This is a genomic window from Pinisolibacter sp. DMC19, from assembly GCF_056313985.1.
This window is the reverse complement of sequence record NZ_JBQUZF010000005.1, coordinates 14137-34297: the sequence shown is the minus strand read 5'-3', so window position 1 is coordinate 34297 and position 20161 is coordinate 14137. Positions and strand designations below refer to the sequence as shown.

The 20161-nt window shown below is 68.4% G+C and carries 18 protein-coding genes and 1 tRNA gene; 14 read left to right on the top strand and 5 right to left on the bottom strand.

Going from position 1 to position 20161, the window contains the following annotated elements; all coding sequences use genetic code 11:
- Window positions 1–67 precede the first annotated feature (67 nt).
- Window positions 68–1240, top strand: coding sequence for an acyltransferase family protein (locus tag ACT53U_RS13295; protein WP_476155791.1), 1173 nt, complete (start codon window positions 68–70; stop codon window positions 1238–1240).
- On the opposite strand, the gene ACT53U_RS13290 is transcribed toward ACT53U_RS13295, so the two are convergent.
- On the bottom strand, window positions 1241–1873 hold the full coding sequence (locus ACT53U_RS13290) for an alpha-ketoglutarate-dependent dioxygenase AlkB family protein (RefSeq protein ID WP_476155789.1): 633 nt from the start codon (window positions 1871–1873) through the stop codon (window positions 1241–1243).
- Window positions 1874–2153: 280 nt separating this feature from the next.
- Between ACT53U_RS13290 and dnaK the strand changes: the two genes are divergently transcribed.
- The 9 genes from dnaK (at window position 2154) to dnaN (ending at window position 13162) form a co-directional block, all read left to right on the top strand.
- Complete coding sequence (dnaK, locus tag ACT53U_RS13285) at window positions 2154–4061, top strand: molecular chaperone DnaK (protein WP_476155787.1); 1908 nt, start codon at window positions 2154–2156, stop codon at window positions 4059–4061.
- A 110-nt stretch (window positions 4062–4171) separates the two neighbouring features.
- A complete protein-coding gene (gene dnaJ / locus ACT53U_RS13280; RefSeq protein ID WP_476155785.1) occupies window positions 4172–5314 on the top strand; it encodes a molecular chaperone DnaJ in 1143 nt (380 codons plus the stop codon).
- A gap of 89 nt (window positions 5315–5403) precedes the next feature.
- Window positions 5404–6021, top strand: coding sequence for a class I SAM-dependent methyltransferase (locus tag ACT53U_RS13275; protein ID WP_476155783.1), 618 nt, complete (start codon window positions 5404–5406; stop codon window positions 6019–6021).
- A gap of 63 nt (window positions 6022–6084) precedes the next feature.
- A complete protein-coding gene (gene pyrF / locus ACT53U_RS13270) occupies window positions 6085–6810 on the top strand; it encodes an orotidine-5'-phosphate decarboxylase (protein ID WP_476155781.1) in 726 nt (241 codons plus the stop codon).
- A gap of 316 nt (window positions 6811–7126) precedes the next feature.
- Complete coding sequence (locus ACT53U_RS13265) at window positions 7127–7432, top strand: DUF485 domain-containing protein (protein ID WP_476155779.1); 306 nt, start codon at window positions 7127–7129, stop codon at window positions 7430–7432.
- On the top strand, window positions 7432–9141 hold the full coding sequence (locus ACT53U_RS13260; protein WP_476155777.1) for a cation acetate symporter: 1710 nt from the start codon (window positions 7432–7434) through the stop codon (window positions 9139–9141). Before ACT53U_RS13265 ends, ACT53U_RS13260 begins: the two co-directional genes overlap by 1 nt.
- A 230-nt stretch (window positions 9142–9371) precedes the next feature.
- Window positions 9372–11186, top strand: a complete 1815-nt coding sequence (locus ACT53U_RS13255; protein ID WP_476155775.1) for a DUF294 nucleotidyltransferase-like domain-containing protein — start codon at window positions 9372–9374, stop codon at window positions 11184–11186.
- Between the two features lie 10 nt (window positions 11187–11196).
- A complete protein-coding gene (locus ACT53U_RS13250; RefSeq protein WP_476155774.1) occupies window positions 11197–11868 on the top strand; it encodes a 3'-5' exonuclease in 672 nt (223 codons plus the stop codon).
- A gap of 145 nt (window positions 11869–12013) precedes the next feature.
- Window positions 12014–13162 (top strand): DNA polymerase III subunit beta, encoded by a 1149-nt coding sequence (gene dnaN / locus ACT53U_RS13245; RefSeq protein ID WP_476155772.1) that lies wholly within the window; start codon window positions 12014–12016, stop codon window positions 13160–13162.
- Between the two features lie 90 nt (window positions 13163–13252).
- Here dnaN and aroA read toward each other — a convergent pair whose 3' ends face one another.
- Window positions 13253–14599, bottom strand: a complete 1347-nt coding sequence (aroA, locus tag ACT53U_RS13240) for a 3-phosphoshikimate 1-carboxyvinyltransferase (protein WP_476155771.1) — start codon at window positions 14597–14599, stop codon at window positions 13253–13255.
- Between the two features lie 181 nt (window positions 14600–14780).
- On the opposite strand from aroA, the gene ACT53U_RS13235 reads away from it, so the two are divergent.
- The gene (locus ACT53U_RS13235) at window positions 14781–15149 is read left to right on the top strand and encodes a TIGR02300 family protein (RefSeq protein ID WP_476133304.1); all 369 of its coding nucleotides are present in this window, start codon (window positions 14781–14783) and stop codon (window positions 15147–15149) included.
- A 169-nt stretch (window positions 15150–15318) separates the two neighbouring features.
- Window positions 15319–15394 (top strand) — tRNA-Ala (locus ACT53U_RS13230).
- Window positions 15395–15492: 98 nt separating this feature from the next.
- Here the strand turns inward: ACT53U_RS13230 and ACT53U_RS13225 are convergent.
- Window positions 15493–15801 carry a hypothetical protein gene (locus ACT53U_RS13225; protein ID WP_476155769.1) on the bottom strand — a complete coding sequence of 103 codons (309 nt, stop codon included), beginning with the start codon at window positions 15799–15801 and terminating at the stop codon, window positions 15493–15495.
- Window positions 15802–15959: 158 nt separating this feature from the next.
- Between ACT53U_RS13225 and ACT53U_RS13220 the strand changes: the two genes are divergently transcribed.
- Together ACT53U_RS13220 and ACT53U_RS13215 are read left to right on the top strand one after the other, a co-directional pair.
- A complete protein-coding gene (locus tag ACT53U_RS13220) occupies window positions 15960–16157 on the top strand; it encodes a hypothetical protein (protein WP_476155767.1) in 198 nt (65 codons plus the stop codon).
- Between the two features lie 87 nt (window positions 16158–16244).
- The gene (locus tag ACT53U_RS13215) at window positions 16245–18623 is read left to right on the top strand and encodes a C1 family peptidase (protein ID WP_476155765.1); all 2379 of its coding nucleotides are present in this window, start codon (window positions 16245–16247) and stop codon (window positions 18621–18623) included.
- A 106-nt stretch (window positions 18624–18729) separates the two neighbouring features.
- Here the strand turns inward: ACT53U_RS13215 and ACT53U_RS13210 are convergent, their stop codons facing one another.
- Complete coding sequence (locus tag ACT53U_RS13210) at window positions 18730–19221, bottom strand: hypothetical protein (protein ID WP_476155764.1); 492 nt, start codon at window positions 19219–19221, stop codon at window positions 18730–18732.
- A gap of 20 nt (window positions 19222–19241) precedes the next feature.
- Complete coding sequence (ubiG, locus tag ACT53U_RS13205; protein ID WP_476155762.1) at window positions 19242–20000, bottom strand: bifunctional 2-polyprenyl-6-hydroxyphenol methylase/3-demethylubiquinol 3-O-methyltransferase UbiG; 759 nt, start codon at window positions 19998–20000, stop codon at window positions 19242–19244.
- Window positions 20001–20161 lie beyond the last annotated feature (161 nt).

Below are 20161 nucleotides of genomic sequence, written 5' to 3'. Positions count from 1 at the left end.
TGCAACTTGCGGCGATGATCGGAGACCGGGAACGGTGTCGCGTGTGGTGACGAGGGGCGGGGGACGCATGGCGGTGACCGGCGCGAGCAAGAGCGCGACGGAGATCCTGAAGGGTCTCGGCTTCGTCGATCCGCCGGGACTGGCGCCCGTCCGGCCGCAGCCGCTCGACGCGACCCTGCCGGCGGCGGCGAGCGCGGTGGCGACCCGGGCGCGGGTCGAGCAGATCGACGCGATGCGTTTCGTCGCCTTCTGCACCGTCACCACCATCCACGTCGTCGCCGTCGACACGCGGGAATTGAACGCCTACGGCGTGCTGCTGATGGTGCTGCGCTATTCGCTCGCCTTCTTCTTCATGACGTCGGGCTTCATGGCCGGGCTGAAGGCGACCAACGGCTTCGACTACGGCTGGCGCGTCTTCAAGCGGCTCTTCGTGCTCTTCGTCGCCTGGGAGCTCGTCTACAACGGCGTGCATTTCCTGGTACTCGACCTCGGCTACCACCCGGCGCCGTCGTCGATCCCGCAGCCCTACCGGCATCTGATCGCCACGCTCAACGGCGGCGGCGTCGCCTTCCATCTGTGGTTCCTGCCCTGGCTCGGCGTGTCGATCGCGATCTTCCTGGCGCTCCGGCCCTTCGGCTGGAGGGCGGTGTGGACGGTGTCGCTGGCGCTCTACGCGGTCGGGCTGGCGGTCGGGCCCTACAACGAGATGACCGGCGCCTTTCCTTGGGTGGCGCGGATCTATCCCGACGCCGTCGCCTTCACCGGACGCAACGGGCCGTTCTTCGGGCCGCTCTTCGTCGCCATGGGGGCGTGGTTCGCGATGCGACGCGACGAAGTGCCGGCGGTGCCGGTCTCGGCGCTGGCGGTCTTCGTGGCGATCGGGCTCGCGCTCTTCGTCTGGGAGGCGCTGTTCATCTCCGCCCACGGGGTGAAGCCGATCTCAAACTTCAACTTCCTCCTCGGCTCGGCGATCTTCTCGCCGGCGCTGTTCCTCCTGGTGCTGCGGGTGCCGATGGGCCGGGTGGCGGCGCGGGTCGCCCGGCTCGGCCGCTTCGCCGTCGGCATGTACTGCATCCACGGGCTCTTCACCCTCGGCTGGAGCCAGATCGTCCCGCCGTCGACCCGCCTGTCGGTGCCGATCGCGACGTCGCTGGCGGTCTCCGCGGCGATCGTCGTCGCCTCGGCGGCGGTGGCGGTCGGGCTCGCGAAAGTGCCGGGGCTCCGGCGGCTCGTCTCGTGATCACGCCGGCCGCGGCGACACGCGGCGCAGCGTCAGATTGATCCGCCCGCCGCGCGGCAGCAGCGTCGAGGTCGCCGGCAGCACGCGATCGATGCCGTGGAAAGCGAGGCGCATCGGCGGGGCGAGCATCAGCACGTCGCCGCTCTCCAGCGGAAACGACCGGGTCGGATCGCTGCGCTCCGGCCCGCCCAGACGAAAGCGTGCGGTGTCGCCGAGCGAGATCGACAGCAGGGGGGCGGCGAAATCGGCCTCGTCGCGGTCCTGATGCAGGCCCATCTTGGCGCCCTCGCCGTAGAAGTTGACGAGACAGGCCTCGGGGGCGAGATCGTAGCCGGTCACCGCGTTCCACAGGTCGAGGAGCACCGACGGCATCGCCGGCCAGGGTCGTCCGGTCGTCGGGTGGGTCGGCTGGTAGCGATAGCCCGTGCGATCCGAGACCCAGCCGAGCGGGCCGCAGTTGGTCATGCGCACCGAGAAGGGCCGCCCGTTTCCCGGCATCACCGGCGTGAACAAGGGCGCCTCGCGGATCACCGCGCGCAGCGCCTCGACGAGGGCCGTCTGGTCGCCGCGGTCGAGCCGGCCGGGGAGAAGCGTGACGCCGTCGGGCAGGGGGGAGGCGGAGCGTTTCGGCATGGTGTGCGGCTCGATCGGGACGGCGGTCATTCTAGGCCGGCCGGCCCGCGCCCGCCACGACGGAGGCGAATTCGCCGGAAAAGCCGAACCGCCGCGTCTTGCGGCGCCGAAACGCGCCTCTTATATACCCCGGCGAAGCATGACTTCCGGTCTGTCCCGGAGGTCTTCACAGGTTGAAACCATGGGGTCCCGAAGGGGCCCGTCAATCGGGGGCCGTGGGCGAACGCCCTTCCCGAAACGCCCGACAGGGGTTCGGACGGCCCGCCAGAGGAGAAGCATCATGGGCAAGGTGATCGGTATCGACCTCGGCACGACCAATTCGTGCGTCGCCGTCATGGACGGCAAGACCGCCAAGGTCATCGAGAATTCCGAAGGCGCGCGCACCACGCCGTCGATCGTCGCTCTGACCGACGACGGCGAGCGTCTCGTCGGCGTCGCCGCCAAGCGGCAGGCCGTGACCAATCCGGAGCGCACCTTCTTCGCGGTGAAGCGCCTGATCGGCCGCCGCTACGAAGATCCGATGGTCGAGAAGGACAAGCATCTCGTCCCCTACACGATCGCCAAGGGCGCCAACGGCGACGCCTGGGTCGAGGCGGACGGCAAGCCCTATTCGCCCTCGCAGATCTCCGCCTTCACGCTCGGCAAGATGAAGGAGACGGCGGAAGCCTTCCTCGGCCAGCCGGTGACGCAGGCCGTCATCACGGTGCCGGCCTACTTCAACGACGCCCAGCGTCAGGCCACCAAGGACGCCGGCCGCATCGCCGGTCTGGAAGTCCTGCGCATCATCAACGAGCCGACGGCGGCCGCGCTCGCCTACGGCCTCGACAAGAAGACCTCCGGCACGATCGCGGTCTACGACCTCGGCGGCGGCACCTTCGACGTGTCGATCCTCGAGATCGGCGACGGCGTCTTCGAGGTGAAGTCGACCAACGGCGACACCTTCCTCGGCGGTGAGGACTTCGACATGCGGCTGGTCGGCTATCTCGCCGACGAGTTCAAGAAGGAGACCGGCATCGATCTCCGCAACGACAAGCTCGCCCTGCAGCGTCTGAAGGAAGCGGCCGAAAAGGCCAAGATCGAGCTGTCGAGCGCGACGCAGACCGAGATCAACCTGCCGTTCATCACCATGGACGCGACCGGTCCGAAGCATCTCAACCTCAAGCTCACCCGCGCCAAGTTCGAGGCGCTGGTCGACGACCTGATCCAGCGCACCATCGAGCCCTGCAAGGCGGCTCTGAAGGACGCCGGTCTCGCCGCCGGTCAGGTCGACGAGGTGGTGCTGGTCGGCGGCATGACCCGCATGCCGAAGGTGCAGGAGATCGTGAAGTCGTTCTTCGGCCGTGAGCCGCACAAGGGCGTCAACCCGGACGAGGTCGTCGCCATCGGCGCCGCGATCCAGGGCGGCGTGCTGCAGGGCGACGTCAAGGACGTCCTGCTGCTCGACGTGACGCCGCTGTCGCTCGGCATCGAGACGCTGGGCGGTGTCTTCACCCGCCTGATCGATCGCAACACCACCATCCCGACCAAGAAGTCCCAGGTCTTCTCGACCGCCGAGGATGGTCAGACCGCGGTGACGATCCGCGTCTTCCAGGGCGAGCGCGAGATGGCGGCCGACAACAAGATGCTCGGCCAGTTCGATCTCGTCGGCATCCCGCCGGCGCCGCGCGGCGTGCCGCAGGTCGAGGTGACCTTCGACATCGACGCCAACGGCATCGTCCAGGTTTCGGCCAAGGACAAGGGCACCGGCAAGGAGCAGCAGATCCGCATCCAGGCCTCGGGCGGTCTGTCGGATGCCGACATCGAGAAGATGGTCAAGGACGCGGAAGCCAACGCGGCCGAGGACAAGAAGCGCAAGGAACTGGTCGAGACCAAGAACCACGCCGAAGGCCTCGCCCATTCCGCCGAGAAGGCGCTGAAGGACTACGGCGACAAGGTCTCGGCGGCCGACAAGTCGGTCATCGAGGCGGCGATCGCCGACACCCGCAAGGCGCTCGAGGGCGACGACGTCGAGGCGATCAAGGCGGCGGCCAACAAGCTGGCCGAAGCCCAGATGAAGCTCGGCGAGGCCATGTACGCGGCCGGTCAGACGGATGCGGGCGCGGCGGAGGCCGGCCCTGCCGAGCCCAAGCGCGAGGACGTGGTCGACGCCGACTTCGAGGAAGTCAAGGACGACCACAAGAAGCACTGATCGAGGTGTTTCCCCGTGAGGTGACGAAGCGCGACCCGGTGTGATTTTCCACGCCGGGTCGCGCCGTATCTCTCGGGCGGCATTCGGACCCGCGGAACGACGGATCGACCATGGCCAAGCGCGACTACTACGAGGTTCTCGGCGTCTCCCGGACGGCCGACGAGAAGGAGCTGAAGAGCGCCTTCCGCAAACTCGCCATGCAGTACCACCCGGATCGGAATCCGGGCGACGCGTCGGCGGAAGCGGCCTTCAAGGAGATCAACGAGGCCTACGACTGCCTCAAGGACGAACAGAAGCGCGCCGCCTACGATCGCTTCGGCCACGCCGCCTTCGAGGGCGGCGGCATGGGCGGGGGCGGGGGCGCCGGCTTCAACGGCGATTTCGCCCAGACCATGTCGGACATCTTCGAGAACTTCTTCGGAGGCGACTTCGGCGGGCGCGGCGGCGGTGGTCGCGGCGGGCGCGAGCGTGGTGCCGACCTGCGCTACAACATGGAGATCTCCCTCGAGGAGGCCTTCGCCGGCAAGCAGGTCGAGATCAAGGTGCCGACCACGGTCACCTGCGAGGTCTGTTCCGGCACCGGCGCCAAGGCCGGCACCCAGGCCCAGACCTGTCGCACCTGCGGCGGTCACGGCCGGGTCCGCGCGGTGCAGGGCTTCTTCACCATCGAACGCACCTGCCCGACCTGCCAGGGTCGCGGTCAGGTCATCCCCGATCCCTGCAAGGCCTGCGGCGGTTCGGGCCACACGTCGGTGGAGAAGACGCTCGCCGTCAACATTCCGGCCGGCATCGAGGACGGCAATCGCATTCGTCTGGCCGGCGAGGGCGAGGCCGGCACGCGTGGCGGCCCGGCGGGCGATCTCTACATCTTCGTCTCGATCAAGCCGCACACGTTCTTCCAGCGCGACGGGGCGGACGTGTTCTGTGCCGTGCCGATCTCGATGACGACGGCGGCGCTCGGCGGCATGATCGACGTGCCGACCCTGTCGGGCGAGACCGCCAAGGTGAAGATCCCGGAGGGCACCCAGTCGGGCAAGCGCATCCCGCTCAAGGGCAAGGGCATGCCGATCCTGAGAACCCGGGGCTACGGCGATCTCTACATCCAGGTCGGCGTCGAGACGCCGCGCAACCTGACCAAGCGCCAGCGCGAGCTGCTCGAGGAGTTCGAGAAGGACTGCTCCGGCGACACCCATCCGGAGTCCCACGGCTTCTTCGCCAAGATGAAGGGCTTCTTCGACAATCTGGGGGGATGAGCCGGGTCGCATTTCATCCGGCGCCATTGTAACGTCACGAGCGTGCCGCAGGGTCGCGGCGACCCGATCTCATCGAGCCGGAGCAACCCATGGGACACCCCAAAATGCGCGAAGCCACCGGCGACCTTCGCCACAAGGTTCTCGACGAGGTCCGCTTCCTCAAGAACTGGATCGACAAGCCGCTGATCACCGGCGCCGTGGCGCCGTCCTCGCCGCAACTGGCCCGCGCCATGGCGGCCTACGTCGATCCGGCGCGACCGGGCTTCGTGGTCGAGCTCGGACCCGGCACCGGTGTCGTCACCCAGGCGCTGATCGAGCGCGGCGTCGCGCCCGAGCGCATCGTCTCGATCGAGTACAACGGCGACTTCTGCTCGCTGCTGCGCCAGCGCTATCCCGGCGTCCACTTCGTCCACGGCGACGCCTATCGCATGGCGCAGTCGATCGCCGGCCTCGTCGGCACCGAGCCGCGGCCGTTGGCGGCGGTGGTGTCGAGCCTGCCGCTCTTCACCCGGCCGCTGCCCGAACGCGTCCGTCTGCTCGACGATGCCTTCTCGCGGATGGAGCCCGGATCGCCCTTCATCCAGTTCTCCTACGCGCTGGTCTCGCCGGTGCCGCACGGGGCGACGCGTTTCGAGACGGAGCGGTCGAGCTGGGTGGTGCGCAACCTGCCGCCGGCCCGCGTCTGGGTCTATCGCCGCTTCGACTGAGCCGGCCTTGGCCGAACGGCCCGAGGCGGCTATGACGGGGCGACCAGACAGGGAGCTCCGACCATGGCCTTCACCGCCGCCCATCCCCGCGATCGCCTGATCCTCGGCCTCGACCTGCCGTCGGTCGCCGACGCCGAGGAAGCCGTGCGCCAGACCCGCGGCGCGGTCGGCGTCTACAAGATCGGCTACCGGCTGGTCTTCGCCGGCGGTCTCGGTCTGGTCGAACGGCTGGTGGGCGAGGGCGAGAAGGTCTTTCTCGACGTCAAACTGCTCGACATCGACAACACGATCGAGGAAGGCATCGAATCGATCCTGAAGCTCGGGGTCGACTGGGTGACGCTGCACGCATACCCGAAGGCGATGCGGGCCGCGGTGGCGGCGCGCGAGGCGCATGGGTCCGGGCGCACGAAACTCCTCGGTGTGACGGTGCTGACCTCGATGGACGACGCCGACCTGAAGGCGGCGGGCTACGGCACCGCGGTCGCCGATCTGGTCGAGGCGCGGGCGCGCGACGCGGTCGCCGCCGGCATGGACGGCATCGTCTGTTCGGCGGCGGAAGCGGCGCGGCTCCGCGCCGCGGTCGGCCCCGATCTGGCGCTCGTCACCCCCGGCGTCCGTCCGGCGGGGGCGGCGGCCGGCGACCAGAAGCGGGTGACGACGCCGGGCGACGCGATCCGCGCCGGGGCCGATCTCCTCGTCGTGGCGCGGCCGATCCTCGGTGCGCCCGATCGGCGTGCGGCGGCGGAGGCCATCGTCGCCGAAATCGCCGAGGCATGCGAAAACCGCTGACCCGAAATCACCATGTATTACCAAAGCGCCGCAGCAATATTATTGCTGCGTTGCGAAAGTTCGACTGCGAGTCCGACAATCTGCGTCTTAAGTAGCTATACGAAGGACGGGCTATCGCCAAAGATTGCGTAAAGGCAAATTTCTGCCATGGCAGCTCGCATTCCGGGGCGAGTCTGCTCAGGACCGGGGGGAGACCGTAGTCCGCTCTATCTGCGAGCCGATGGTGTTCGTTCATCTGAGGATGGACGGCAGGCCTCGTGGTTCGGCCTCGACGGATCTCCCCGCAAAAAATCAGAATCCAAGGGAGGTATTCATCGTGAGCAACGATGTCATCCAGAAGGTTCGGGCCAACCCGAAATTCGCGGAGCTGGTGCACAAGCGGAACAGCCTGGCGCTGACCCTGACGATCACCATGCTCGTCATCTACTACGGCTTCATTCTCCTCGTCGGCTACGCCAAGCCGTTCCTGGCCACGCACATCGGGACCAACCTGATGACCTACGGCGTGCCGATCGGCATCGGCGTCATCGTCTCGGCCTTCGTGCTCACCGGCATCTACGTCCGCAAGGCGAATGCCGAGTTCGACACGCTCACCGCCCAGATCGTCGAGGAGACCAAGTGATGAACCGCATTCTGACCCTCCTCACGACGGCCGCGCTGACCGCGCTGCCGACGCTCGCCCTGGCGGCCGGCGTCGACGCCGCCGACATCAAGCAGCAGGCGACGAACTTCCCGGCGATCATCATGTTCGTCATCTTCGTCGGCATCACGCTCGTCATCACCTACTGGGCGGCGCGCAAGACCAAGTCGGCCGCGTCCTTCTACACCGCCGGCGGCGGCATCACCGGCTTCCAGAACGGTCTGGCGATCGCCGGCGACTACATGTCGGCGGCTTCGTTCCTCGGCATCACCGGCCTCGTCTACGGTTCGGGCTACGACGGCCTGATCTTCTCGGTGGGCTGGCTGGTCGGCTGGCCGATCGTGACCTTCCTGGTCGCCGAACAGCTGCGCAACCTCGGCAAGTTCACCTTCGCCGACGTCGCCTCGTTCCGCTTCGCCCAGACCCCGATCCGCACGCTCGCCGCCTGCGGCTCGCTGGTCACCGTGGCCTTCTATCTGATCGCCCAGATGGTCGGCGCCGGCAAGCTGATCCAGATCCTGTTCGGCCTGCCCTATCTCTACGCCGTCATCATCGTCGGCGTGCTGATGATCGTCTACGTCACCTTCGGCGGCATGACCGCGACCACGTGGGTGCAGATCATCAAGGCCTGCCTGCTGCTCGGCGGCGCCACCTTCATGGCGCTCATGGTCGCCATCAAGTTCGGCTTCTCGCCGGAGGCGCTGTTCAAGGCGGCGGTCGACATCCATCCCAAGCATGCGGCGATCATGGGCCCCGGCTCGCTGATCTCCGATCCGGTCTCGGCGATCTCACTGGGCCTCGCCCTGATGTTCGGTACCGCCGGTCTGCCGCACATCCTGATGCGCTTCTTCACCGTGAAGGACGCCAAGGCCGCGCGTAAGTCCGTGTTCTACGCCACCGGCTTCATCGGCTACTTCTACATCCTGACCTTCATCATGGGCTTCGGCGCCATTGCCCTCATCGCGGGCAACACGTCGACCCCGGCCACCAACCCCTTCATGGACCAGTCCCTGGTCGCGGCGGGCAAGGACGTGATCGCGGCCATCCGTGGCGGTTCCAACATGGCCGTCATGCATCTGGCCAACGCGGTCGGCGGCGAATACTTCCTCGGCTTCATCGCCGCGATCGCCTTCGCCACCATCCTCGCGGTCGTCTCGGGCCTGGCCCTCGCCGGCGCCTCGGCGATCTCCCACGACCTCTACGCCTCGGTCTTCATGCGGGGCCGAGTCAACGAGGTCGACGAGATGCGCGTCTCCAAGATGGCGTCGGTCGCCCTCGGCATCCTCGCCGTCGGCCTGGGCGTCGCCTTCGAGAACCAGAACGTCGCCTACATGGTCGGTCTCGCCTTCGCGGTCGCCGCGTCGTGCAACTTCCCGGTCCTGCTCATGTCGGTGTTCTGGAAGGGCATGACCACCCGTGGCGCCTTCATCGGCGGCTTCCTCGGCCTCTTCTCGGCCGTGGGCCTGGTCGTCACCGGCCCGACGGTGTGGGTCAAGATCCTCGGCAATGCCGCGGCTCTGCAGCCCTACGACAACGTCGCGATCTTCTCGATGCCCATCGCCTTCATCGGCATCTGGCTGTTCTCCGTGCTCGACGGTTCGGCCCGCGCGCAGGAAGACAAGGACGGCTTCGAGGCTCAGTACATCCGCTGCCAGACCGGCATCGGTGCGTCGGGCGCCGCCTCGCACTGAGTTCGATCCGAGACCGGAGCGGTTCGCCGCTCCGGTCCACCTTCCGACGGTCGGGATCCTCGATCGTCCGAGTTCCGAACGGCCGGGCGCTCGAGAGGGCTTCCGGCCGTTCGTTCCTCGATCGGGGCGGGGCGAGGGGCCCGTCCGGATCGCCGGTCCCGTCACGGCCCGCCGTCCGCGGGCAACGATCCCGCGCGATGCCGGTCGGCGTCGCGATCGCCCGGTGAGCCATGCCCAGATCCTTCGATACCAAGAGCCCGCCCTTCGATCGCCTGAACGAGGCGGAGGCGGCCGAACTCGTCGCGTCTCTCGACATCGGCTACTGGCCGGAGGGCGAGACGATCCTCGCGCGCGGTGCGCCGTCCGAGCACTACCACGTCGTCCTCAAGGGTGCGGTCGAAGAGCACGACGACGACGAGCACGTGGTGGCGGTGCTCGGGCCGAAGGAGACCTTCGGGGCACGCGCCGTGGTCCACGGTGGTGCCGGCGCGCGCTACGTCGCCTGCGAGGAGACGCTGACCTATCTCGTGCCGCGCGCGACGCTGCTCGGCCTCATCCACCGCAATCCGGGTTTCGCCGCCTTCTTCTATCAGGACATCTCGCGCAAGCTCGCCGAAGCCGCCAAGGGCGATCGGGGCGAGGGCCTCGAAGGCGTGCTGCGCACCCGTATCTGCGAGGCGCGGCTGCGTCCACCGGTCTTCATCGACGCTTCCGCGACGATCGAGGAGACCGAGCGGCGGATGACCGACACCGACACCAACAGTCTGCTGGTGCTCGGCGCCGACCGGGTCGGCATCGTGACGCGGACCAATCTGTCCAAGGCGGCGATCCTGTCGAAACTGCCCTTGTCGACGCCGGTCGGCGAATGCACCAGCTGGAACCTGATCACCGTCGGCGACGACGAATTCGTCTTCGACGCTCTGATCACCATGACGCGCCACAACAAGCGCCGCCTCGTGGTGACGCGCGACGGCGACACCGTCGGCGTGCTCGAGGACATCGACATCCTCGGCCTCTTCGCCGGCAATTCGCAGCTGATCCCCGGCCGAATCGTCCGGGCACGGTCGATCGACGATCTGGCGGCGGCGGCGGCCGACATCCAGTCGCAGGTGGAGCGGCTGCATCGCCAGGGCATCAAGGTCTACGACATCGCGGCGATCACCTCGGATCTCAACCGCCATCTCTTCCGCAAGCTGTTCGAGATGATCGCGCCGGAGAGCATTCGCGAGAGCGGCTGCCTGATGGTGATGGGCTCGGAAGGTCGCGGCGAACAGACGGTGCGCACCGACCAGGACAACGGCCTTCTCCTGGCGAAGCCCGTGCCGGCGGAGGATCTGGAGCGGTTCAGAACCGAGTTCCAGGGCGCGCTCGCCCGATTCGGCTTCCCGCCGTGCCCGGGCAACGTGATGGTGTCGAACCCGATCTGGTCGCAGACGCTCGACGACTTCATCGTCCAGCTGAAGCGCTGGGTGCATACGCCGGACGAAGACAGCCCGATGAATCTCGGCATCTTCTTCGACGCGGTGGCGGTCGCGGGCGATGCCGAGCTGCTGGCCAAGGCCAAGCGTGCCTTCATCGACATGATGGCGGGCGAGACCGTGGCGATCGCCCATTTCGCCAAGGCGATCGACCAGTTCCCGGGGCCGGGCGGCATCGTCTCGTCGATCCTCGCCACCGTCGGCCGCGAGGAGGCGATCGACCTCAAGAAGTCGGGCACCTTCCCGATCGTCCACGGCATCCGCAGCCTCGCCATCGAGAAGGGCCTGACCCAGACCTCGACGGTGGAACGCATCCAGGCGATCGCGGCGACCCATCTCTTCGACGAGGCCTTCGCACGCGATCTCGCCGAGGCCTTCGGCTGGTTCGTACAGCTGCGCCTGCGCTCGCAGCTCCGGGCGCATCTGGCGGGCACCACCGAGGGCGAATCGCTGCTGCGCCCGTCGGATCTGACGACCCTCGAGCGCGACCTGATGCGCGACGCGTTGCGCGTGGTGAAGCAGTTCCGCGAGATCGTCCGCAACCACTTCAAGCTCGGCATGTTCTGAGGGGGCGGTGATGTTCGACTGGGCGAGACGCCGCCTCGACCTGATGCGGCTCAAGGACGAACGCTGGCGGGTCCTCTTCGCCGACGACCCTTCCGGCGAGGTGGTGTCGGTGGACTGCGAGACGACCGGTTTCGACACCAGGCGCGACGACATCATCTCGATCTCGGCGATCCGCATCGCCGGCAACAAGATCCTGACGTCGCAGTCCTTCGACGTCTATGTGCGGCCGGAAGCCGAGATGCGGGCCGACGCCATCCGCGTCCACCAGCTGCGCGCCAAGGACGTGGCGGATGCCCGGCCGATGCGCGAGGTGCTGCCGGAGTTCCTCGATTTCCTCGGTGGACGGCCGCTGGTCGGCTACTGGATCGACTACGACGCGGCGATGATCGACCGCTACGTGAAGGACTACTACGGATTTCGCCTGCCCAACCGGCGGATCGAGGTCTCGGGCCTCTACTACGAGCGCAAGTACGGCGATGCGCCGCAGGGTACCCAGATAGACCTCTCCTTCGCGGCCATCACCCGTGATCTGGGGTTGAGGACGCTGACGCTGCACGATGCCTTCAACGACGCGCTTTCGGCGGCCGAGATGTATGTCCAGTTGAAGGACATGCAGAGCCGTGGGGTGCGCATCGCGCGCGCCAGGACCCACGACGCGACGGCCGGAATCACCGCCGGATGACGGCGAAAAGCGTGACTTCCGCATTGCGGGACTTGCGTCCGGAAGCGGGACGGGCGAAGGTCTTCGCCCCCGGTCGCATGACCGGACGGAATCCCTCCATCCGCGCATTTCGCGCGGGCCACAGCCGGACCTTCGGAACACATCGATGAAAGTGACCGTCGAGCGCGCGCAGCTGGTGAAGTCCCTGACCCACGTCCATCGGGTCGTGGAGCGCCGCAACACCATCCCGATCCTCTCGAACGTCCTCCTGCGCGCCGAAGGCGGCGAGTTGAAGCTGAAGGCGACCGATCTCGACATCGAGATCTCCGAGGCCATTCCCGCGGTCGTCTCCGAGCCGGGCGCCACCACGGTGCCGGCGCACATGATCCACGACATCGTGCGCAAGCTGCCCGACGGCGCCCAGGTGGAACTCGCCACCCGCTCCGACGGCGCGACGCTCGACATCCGCTCGGGCCGGTCGAAGTTCTCGCTGCAGATGCTGCCGGAGAGCGACTTCCCCGACCTGACGGCCGGCACCTTCAGCCACACGTTCACGCTGGCGGCCGCCGACCTGAAGCGCCTGGTCGACCGCACCTGGTTCGCGATCTCCACCGAGGAGACGCGCTACTACCTGAACGGCATCTATTTCCACGCGGTGGAGAACGGCGGCGGGCTGAAGTTCCGCGCGGTCGCCACCGACGGCCACCGGCTGGCGCGCGCGGAGATCGAGGCGCCGCACGGGGCCGAGGACATGCCGGGCGTCATCGTGCCGCGCAAGACCGTCGGCGAGATCCAGAAGCTGGTCGAGGACCCCGAGGCCAAGGTCACGGTCGAGCTGTCCGACAGCAAGATCCGCCTGACCTTCCAGGCCAAGGAGGGCGACAGCCCGTCGGTCGGCATCGTGCTGACGTCGAAGCTGATCGACGGCACGTTCCCCGACTACGGCCGCGTCATCCCGCAGGGCAACGACAAGCTGATGCGCGTCGACCGCGGCGAGTTCGCCACCGCCGTCGACCGCGTCTCGACCATCTCGTCGGAGCGCGGTCGTGCCGTGAAGCTGACGATGAGCGAGGGCAAGCTGGTGCTCTCCGTCACCAACCCGGACAGCGGTTCGGCGACGGAAGAACTGCCGGTCGAGTACGATCAGGAGACGCTCGACATCGGCTTCAACAGCCGCTACCTGCTCGACATCGCCGGCCAGCTCGAGACCGAGAGCGCGCTCTTCCGCTTCTCCGATCCGGGGTCGCCGACCCTGATCTCGGACGACGCCGAGCCCTCGACGGCGCTCTACGTCCTGATGCCGATGCGGGTGTGACGCCCGTCTCGCGGATTTCATGAAAACGGCCGGCGGAGCGCTCCGCCGGCCGTTTCGCATTTCGGGATCGGGCCGATTCGGGCGCGGGCGTCAGCCTTCGGCAAACCGGGCTCCCAGCCCTTCCATCAGGCCGCGGAAGCTGGGGAAGGACGTCGCGATCATGGCCGTGTCGTCGACCGTCACGGCCGTATCCGCCGCCAGCCCGAGCACCAGGAAGCTCATGGCGATGCGGTGGTCGAGATGGGTCGCGACCCTTCCGCCGCCGATCTTCACGCCCGCCTTGCGGCCGGCGACGACGAGGCTCGCCTCGCCCTCGGTGCAGGCGATGGCGTTGGCTTCGAGGCCGCGGGCGACGGCGGCGAGGCGGTCGCTCTCCTTGACGCGCAGCTCCTCGAGCCCTTCCATCACGGTGGGGCCTTCGGCGAAGGCGGCGGCGATCGAGAGGATCGGGTATTCGTCGATCATGCTCGGAGCGCGCTCCGGCGGCACCACGACGCCCTTCAGCTGCGACGACCGGACATGGACGTCGCCGATGCGCTCGCCGCCCGAGAGGCGCTCGTTCTCGATCGTCAGGTCCGCACCCATTTCGATCAGCGTCTGGAAGAGGCCGGTGCGCAGCGGGTTCAGCAGCACGTTCTCGACGGTGACGTCGGAGCCCGGAACGATCAGGCCGGCGACGATCGCGAAGGCGGCCGACGACGGGTCGCCGGGGACGACGACGTGTTGCGCCTTCAGCTCCGGCCGGCCCTTCAGACGGATGACGCGGGCGCCGTCGGCGTCGATCTCGACCGAGAGCTCGGCGCCGAAGCCCTCGAGCATGCGTTCGGTGTGGTCGCGGGTGGCGACGGGTTCGATCACCGTGGTGGTGCCGGCCGCGCCGAGGCCGGCCAGCAGCACCGCCGACTTCACCTGCGCCGAGGCCATCGGCACACGGTAGGTGATCGGCAGGAGGCTCTTCGGGCCCCGCAGCGTCAGCGGCAGGCGGTCGCCGGCCCGCGCGATCACCTCGACGCCCATGGCGCGCAGCGGATCGAGCACGCGGCCCATCGGGCGGCGCGACAGCGAGGCGTCGCCGACGAAGGTCGCGGCGATCGCGTGGCCGCCGACGAGGCCCATGGTCAGGCGCGAGCCGGTGCCGGCATTGCCGAAGTCGAGCACGCTCTCGGGCTCCAGGAGGCCGCCGCAGCCGAGCCCCGAGACGCGCCAGGCGCCTTCACCGTCGCGGGTGACCGTGGCGCCGAGTGCCGCCATGGCGCGGCCGGTCGCCAGCACGTCGTCGGCCTCGAGCAGGCCCTCGATGCGGGTCTCGCCGAGCGAAACCGCGCCGAACATCAGCGAACGATGGGAGATCGACTTGTCGCCCGGCACACGAATCCGGCCCTTCAGGCTCGCGCCCGCGCGGGCGGAAAGCGGCATCGGCGTGGCGGCGTGGCTCATGATCGTCCTCGTATCTCTCGCCCGGATCTCGTTCGGGCGCCCCTCCTAGCACGCGCGCCGACGGGCGTCATCCGAAGGAAGGGCCGGAATGCGGCGCTCCGACGCGAAATCGGGTTTTGACACTCATGGTTTCTCGGACTAGAGGGGAAGACCTTTCCATCTCCAATGAGCGAGACGATCCGTGGCGAAACCCGAACTCGGCACCAAGCGCCTCTGCCAGAACTGCGGCACGAAGTACTACGACCTCAACCGCGATCCGATTCTGTGCCCCAAGTGCGGAACGGCCTTCACGATCTCGGCGGTGGCGCTGCGCGCCAAGGCCGCTCCGGTCGAGGAAGAAGAAGAGGTCGAGACCGAGGAGGCGCAGGTCGATTTCGTCAGCCTCGAGGAGGCCGATGCCGAACAGGGCGGCGGCGAGGACGTGCCGGAGATCGAGGACGAAGAGATCGCCGACATCGGCGACGACGACACGTTCCTCGAAGCGGACGACGAGGACGAGGACATCGACGGCATCGACATCGACGTCGAGACCGAAGACGAGGAGCGCTGAGGCGCTCCAGCCCCCGGAAATCCGTCGCTCTCCGACGGATTTTCCACAGTTCTGCCCGTGACTTCGAAAAAAAAGCGATGGTCCGAGCGAAAGGGGCTTGATCAGGGGCGGCGATGCCTTTAGAGATCGCCGCCGTCGCCGGGGTTACCCAAGCCCGGCAGGAGACAGTGGGGCCATAGCTCAGTTGGGAGAGCGCTTGAATGGCATTCAAGAGGTCAGGGGTTCGACTCCCCTTGGCTCCACCAAATCTCCTCCGAAAAGCCCCGGTTCGCCGGGGCTTTTTCGTTTTCCGGACCCTGCGGAGAATCTTCGACGGCTTTGCGGTTGCCCACCCCGCCGGTGATCAGGCGGAGGCGGCGTTCAGCATGGCGACGACGGCGTAGACCTGCAGGACGATGCCGAGGACGAGGGCTGCGGCGAAGAGCTTCCACAGGAGGCCCGCCGAGGCCGCGAAGGCGAGGGCGGCGCCGCCGAGCGGGCCTGCGACCGCCACCAGCGCCTCGCCGACCATCATGGTGATCAGCAGACGGGCATGGACCTCGGCGGCGACGGTACCGGCGTCGTTGGCCATGGCGCCGGCCATCAGCGACATGACGAACCAGACGGCCGCCAGACCCAACCAGACGACGGTGAAGACGATGCCGAGAATCACGCGATGCCCTCCGTCGGTCGGTGCCGCCCGATGCGGCGCCCACCACGGTCATCCTAGACGGCGCGGATCGGTCGGCAAGGGCCCGGCCAGCCTTCGTTAAGCATTCGCGGGCAGGATGGTCGGATGTCGCCGCCAGCCGCTGTTGGGAGTATCCGGCCATGCTGCCTCGCGTTCTCGAACGTCTCGAAGTCCTGAAGACCGAAATCGCGGCCATCGATCCCGAAGGGCGCACCGACGCCGCCGACCGGGTGGCCGCGATCGCCGTCGCCCTGCGGGCGGAGCTCGCCGCGATCGCTGCCGTGCAGCCGACGAAAGACGAGCGTCCAGAATCGGCCCGGACCTCGACCGCTGCTTGATTCTTCTCGATTTTCCGTGCGACGCTGACTCTACGCCACCGCAGGAGCGGCGGCGTGTGAGGGCGTCTCCCGGGGAGGGGAAGTGTCATGCCGACGGAAATCCTCGAGCAACTGAAAGTTCTGCGTGCCAACGTCGCCGAGGCCTTGAAGAAGGATCCGCGCTATCTGACGCTGCAGGCCCTCGACAAGTCGATCGCCGAGATCGGGGGGGTGCTGTCCGCCTCGGGTCTCCTGCCTACCGAGAAGACCGCAGCCGCGCCGCAGCCGCTCGCCGGGCTCGATGCGCCGGCCAAGGCCGCTCCGCCTGCCGCCGCCGCGGCCCCTGCAGTTGCCGTGCCCGCCAAGGCCGCGCCGGCGCCGGCAAAAGCGGAGGACGAGGACGGCGAGGACGGCGAAGGCGACGAGGAGCCTTCCAGACCGGCGGCGGCCCTCGCCGCGTCACCCCCGGCTCCTGCCCCTGCGCCGGCCCCTGCCGAGGGCTCGGGCTCCGGTCTCGCCAAGGCCGCCGGCATCGCCGCCGCGGCCGGTCTCGCCGCCCTGGCGGTCGGGGTCGCGGCCTCGTCGTCGGCTTCGGCGCACGAGACGCCGGAAGCCGACGAGAGCGACGGCGCGGACGACGAGGCCGATGCCGAGACGGAGGCCGATGACGCCGACACGGCCGAGGCGGGTGAAGACGGTGTCGACGAGGCGCCCGATGCCGCGGCCGATGCCGACGAAGCCGAGGGCGACGAGGCCGAAGAGGCTTCCGCCGATGCCGGCGACGACGAACCCTCCGACGAGGCGGGCGAGAGCGCCGAGGCCGACGATACCGATGCCTCCGACGCGAAGCCTGCTCCGCTCGCGGCCGCCTCCTCCGGCGCAGCGCCGAGCATCGTCGAGGGACGGTCTTCGGGCTATCGGGCGATGGCGGCGCGGGCCGAGGCGCCGGAATATGCGCCCGGCATCTCGATCAAATACGCCAAGCTGCCGAACCGGGTCGACCTGCGCTCGCTGATGACGCCGGTCGAGGACCAGGGGCAGACCAACTCCTGCGTCGCCAACGCGGTCGCGGGCGCCTGGGAGTACTGGGTCAAGCGGGCGACGCGGCAGCAGACCGACGTGTCGCGGCTCTTCGTCTACTACAACGCCCGCTGGCGCGGTGGTGATCAGGACAAGGACGAGGGCGCGGTCATCCAGCTGGCGATGGAGAGCCTCGCCAAGTTCGGCGCCTGCCCGGAGAAGGCGTGGCCCTTCGACAAGCGGCTGATCCTGAAGAAGCCGGGCCAGGAAGCCTATCGCGAGGGCTACGGCAATCGCGTCCAGGACATGGCCAAGGTGCCGCTCGAGCTCGACGCCTGGAAGCAGGCGCTGGCGGAAGGTCGGCCGATCGTCTTCGGCGTGGCGCTGTTCAAGTCGTTCGACGAGGCCTCCAAGCGTGGCGGCGTGGTGCCGATGCCCTCGCCCGAGGACGTCGGCCGCGCCTCGCACGGTGGTCACGCCATGTGCGCGGTCGGCTACAACGAGGCCGAACGGGTCTTCATCGTGCGCAACTCGTGGGGCGCCGAGTGGGGCGACAAGGGCTATTGCTACATGCCCTACGACTACCTGATGAACCCGAAGTTCAACTTCGGCGACAGCTGGGTGTTCGTGCCGCGCGTGCCGTTGCCGCCGCCGCGCGAGGTGTGGTCGGACACGCTCGATCCGGTCACCAACGACGGTCGCGGCGTCGACTTCCCGATCTCGCCCTTCCGCATCGAGGACTATGCGTCGATCGTCGTCGATCTCTTCGCCGACACGATCCTGCCGTTCCAGACCACGGTCACCGAGGAATGGTCGAGCTACGTCTCCTGGGCCTCGGAAGGCCGCTGGAGCATGCTCGAGACCTTCGACGTCACGACCTATCTCGAGGAGACCTCGATCGAAGTGACGACCGAGGAGACGACGATCGAGGAATCCTCCGAAGAGACGATCGAGGAGGAAGAGGAAGAGACGTCCGAGGAGGAGAGCGAGGACGAGGAGGACTCGGACGACGAAGAGTCGGATGACGACGAGTCCGACGAGGACGAGGAAGAGTCCGACGACGAGGAGGACGAGGACTCCGACGACGAAGACTCGGACGAGGACGGCGACGACGAGTCCGATGACGACTCCGAGGACGGCGACGACGAGGACTCCGAGGACGACGAGGAATCGGACGACGAGGAGGACTCCGACGAGGACGACGACGCCGAGGATGACGAGTCCGAGGACGACGGCGACGACGAGGAGTCGGACGACGACGAATCCGAGGATGACGACTCCGACGACGAGGGCGACGAGTCCGAAGAGGACGAGGACGACTCGGACGGCGACGACGATTCGGAGGACGAGTCGGAAGACGACGACGGCGGTGACGACGAGGACGAAGGCGACGACGACTCGGGCGACGATGACGGCGGCGACGACGATGACGGCGGCGACGACGGCGGAGACGACGACGAGGAGTGATCGCGGCGCGCGGTCGATCGACGAGAGCGGGGCGACGGGAAACCGTCGCCCTTCGTCGTTTTCGGATCAGTCGGGGATGGGGTGCCTGCGGTCGGGGCGCGCGGCGTCAGTCGCCGCCGTCTCCGCCGTCGCTGCCGTGAGAGCCGCCGTCATGCCCGTGGTTGCCGTCGCCGTCCGAGGAGGCGGCATCGCCGCCGGTGCGTCGGCGGTCGCGAGTCTCCTCGTCGCCGACGTCGACCGCGGCGAGGCCGGCGATCCACCACAGGAAGGCGGCGCCCGCGACCGTGCAGACGAGGATCGTCACCGGCAGCTTCTCGCCGCTCCACAGGCTGTCGAACCACTGGGTGAAGCGCGCCGCCTCGACGGCGAACTTGCCGCCCATGCGTTCGAGCTGGAGCTCCTGCAGCCGGGTGCGTTCGAAGGTGGTCGCCGCTTCGTTGCCGAGATCGCCGAAGAGCCGCAGTCCGCCGGCGGCGCCGAGGCCGGCGACGAGGGTCGCTGCGGCGGCGAGACGCAGGCGGCTCGCGACGGGCGAGGTGGCCGGCGGTCGCGCGGTCCGGTCGGATCGGCGCAGGGTAGCGGCGGGATCGGGCCTCATCTGCGACCTCGCTGTCCGTGTCAGGTCCGGTCGGGGCGTTCGGCGACCATCAGGTAGTTCACGTCGAGATCGCCCGGCTTCAGCGACCACGACCAGCGCAGCGGGTCGAAGACCATGCCGCAGGCGGCCTGGACCTCGAGGCCGGTCGCCTCGACGCCGCGCTCGAGCTCGCGCGGGGTGACGAACTTCGACCAGGTGTGGGTGCCCGGCGGCAGCCAGCGCATGATGTATTCGGCGCCGACGACGGCGAGGGCGAAGCTCTTCGGCGTGCGGTTGAGCGTCGCCAGGAACAGCAGGCCGCCGGGGCGGACGAGCTTCGCGACGGTCTCGAGGAAGAGCCGCAGGTCGGCGACGTGCTCGACGATCTCCATGGCGACGACGACGTCGAAGGTGGCGCCCTCGGCGGCCAGTTCCTCGGCGGTGCCGGTGCGCCAGGCGACGTCGACGCCGTCCTTCTCGGCCTGGACGCGGGCGGCCTCGACATTGGCGGCGCCGGCGTCGACGCCGGTCGCCATCGCGCCGAGGCGGGCGAGCGGAATGGTGAGGAGGCCGCCGCCGCAGCCGACGTCGCAGACCGTCAGGCCCTCGAGGGCGCGGGTGTCGTCCTCGGAGCGGCCGAACCGGCGGCAGATCTCGCGCTTCAGCCAGGAGAGGCGGACCGGGTTCATCTCGTGCAGCGGCCGGAGGCGGCCGTTCGGATCCCACCACTCGGCGGCCATGGCCTCGAAATTGCCGATCTCCGTCTCGTCGACGGTGGCGCGGGCGTGGGGGATGGTCATGGCTCTGGTCCTCGTCTGGCGCTCCGGAAGGTAGCCGGCGGGCGGGCGAGGTCAAGCGCGGCGAGGGGGCGGCGGGCGCTCGCCAGCCGAAACCACGGAGAAAACGCGGCGTTGCGCCGCGAAAGCCTTCGATGTATCAAGCGCCCGACCCGTGACGCGGG

What these genes read in the sequence shown, in the direction of transcription:
- ACT53U_RS13295 (WP_476155791.1), top strand. Translation starts at nt 68, where the DNA reads ATGGCGGTGACCGGCGCGAGCAAGAGCGCGACGGAGATCCTGAAGGGT.
- ACT53U_RS13290 (WP_476155789.1), bottom strand. Translation starts at nt 1,873, where the DNA reads ATGCCGAAACGCTCCGCCTCCCCCCTGCCCGACGGCGTCACGCTTCTC.
- dnaK (WP_476155787.1), top strand. Translation starts at nt 2,154, where the DNA reads ATGGGCAAGGTGATCGGTATCGACCTCGGCACGACCAATTCGTGCGTC.
- dnaJ (WP_476155785.1), top strand. Translation starts at nt 4,172, where the DNA reads ATGGCCAAGCGCGACTACTACGAGGTTCTCGGCGTCTCCCGGACGGCC.
- ACT53U_RS13275 (WP_476155783.1), top strand. Translation starts at nt 5,404, where the DNA reads ATGGGACACCCCAAAATGCGCGAAGCCACCGGCGACCTTCGCCACAAG.
- pyrF (WP_476155781.1), top strand. Translation starts at nt 6,085, where the DNA reads ATGGCCTTCACCGCCGCCCATCCCCGCGATCGCCTGATCCTCGGCCTC.
- ACT53U_RS13260 (WP_476155777.1), top strand. Translation starts at nt 7,432, where the DNA reads ATGAACCGCATTCTGACCCTCCTCACGACGGCCGCGCTGACCGCGCTG.
- ACT53U_RS13255 (WP_476155775.1), top strand. Translation starts at nt 9,372, where the DNA reads ATGCCCAGATCCTTCGATACCAAGAGCCCGCCCTTCGATCGCCTGAAC.
- ACT53U_RS13250 (WP_476155774.1), top strand. Translation starts at nt 11,197, where the DNA reads ATGTTCGACTGGGCGAGACGCCGCCTCGACCTGATGCGGCTCAAGGAC.
- dnaN (WP_476155772.1), top strand. Translation starts at nt 12,014, where the DNA reads ATGAAAGTGACCGTCGAGCGCGCGCAGCTGGTGAAGTCCCTGACCCAC.
- aroA (WP_476155771.1), bottom strand. Translation starts at nt 14,599, where the DNA reads ATGAGCCACGCCGCCACGCCGATGCCGCTTTCCGCCCGCGCGGGCGCG.
- ACT53U_RS13220 (WP_476155767.1), top strand. Translation starts at nt 15,960, where the DNA reads ATGCTGCCTCGCGTTCTCGAACGTCTCGAAGTCCTGAAGACCGAAATC.
- ACT53U_RS13215 (WP_476155765.1), top strand. Translation starts at nt 16,245, where the DNA reads ATGCCGACGGAAATCCTCGAGCAACTGAAAGTTCTGCGTGCCAACGTC.
- ACT53U_RS13210 (WP_476155764.1), bottom strand. Translation starts at nt 19,221, where the DNA reads ATGAGGCCCGATCCCGCCGCTACCCTGCGCCGATCCGACCGGACCGCG.
- ubiG (WP_476155762.1), bottom strand. Translation starts at nt 20,000, where the DNA reads ATGACCATCCCCCACGCCCGCGCCACCGTCGACGAGACGGAGATCGGC.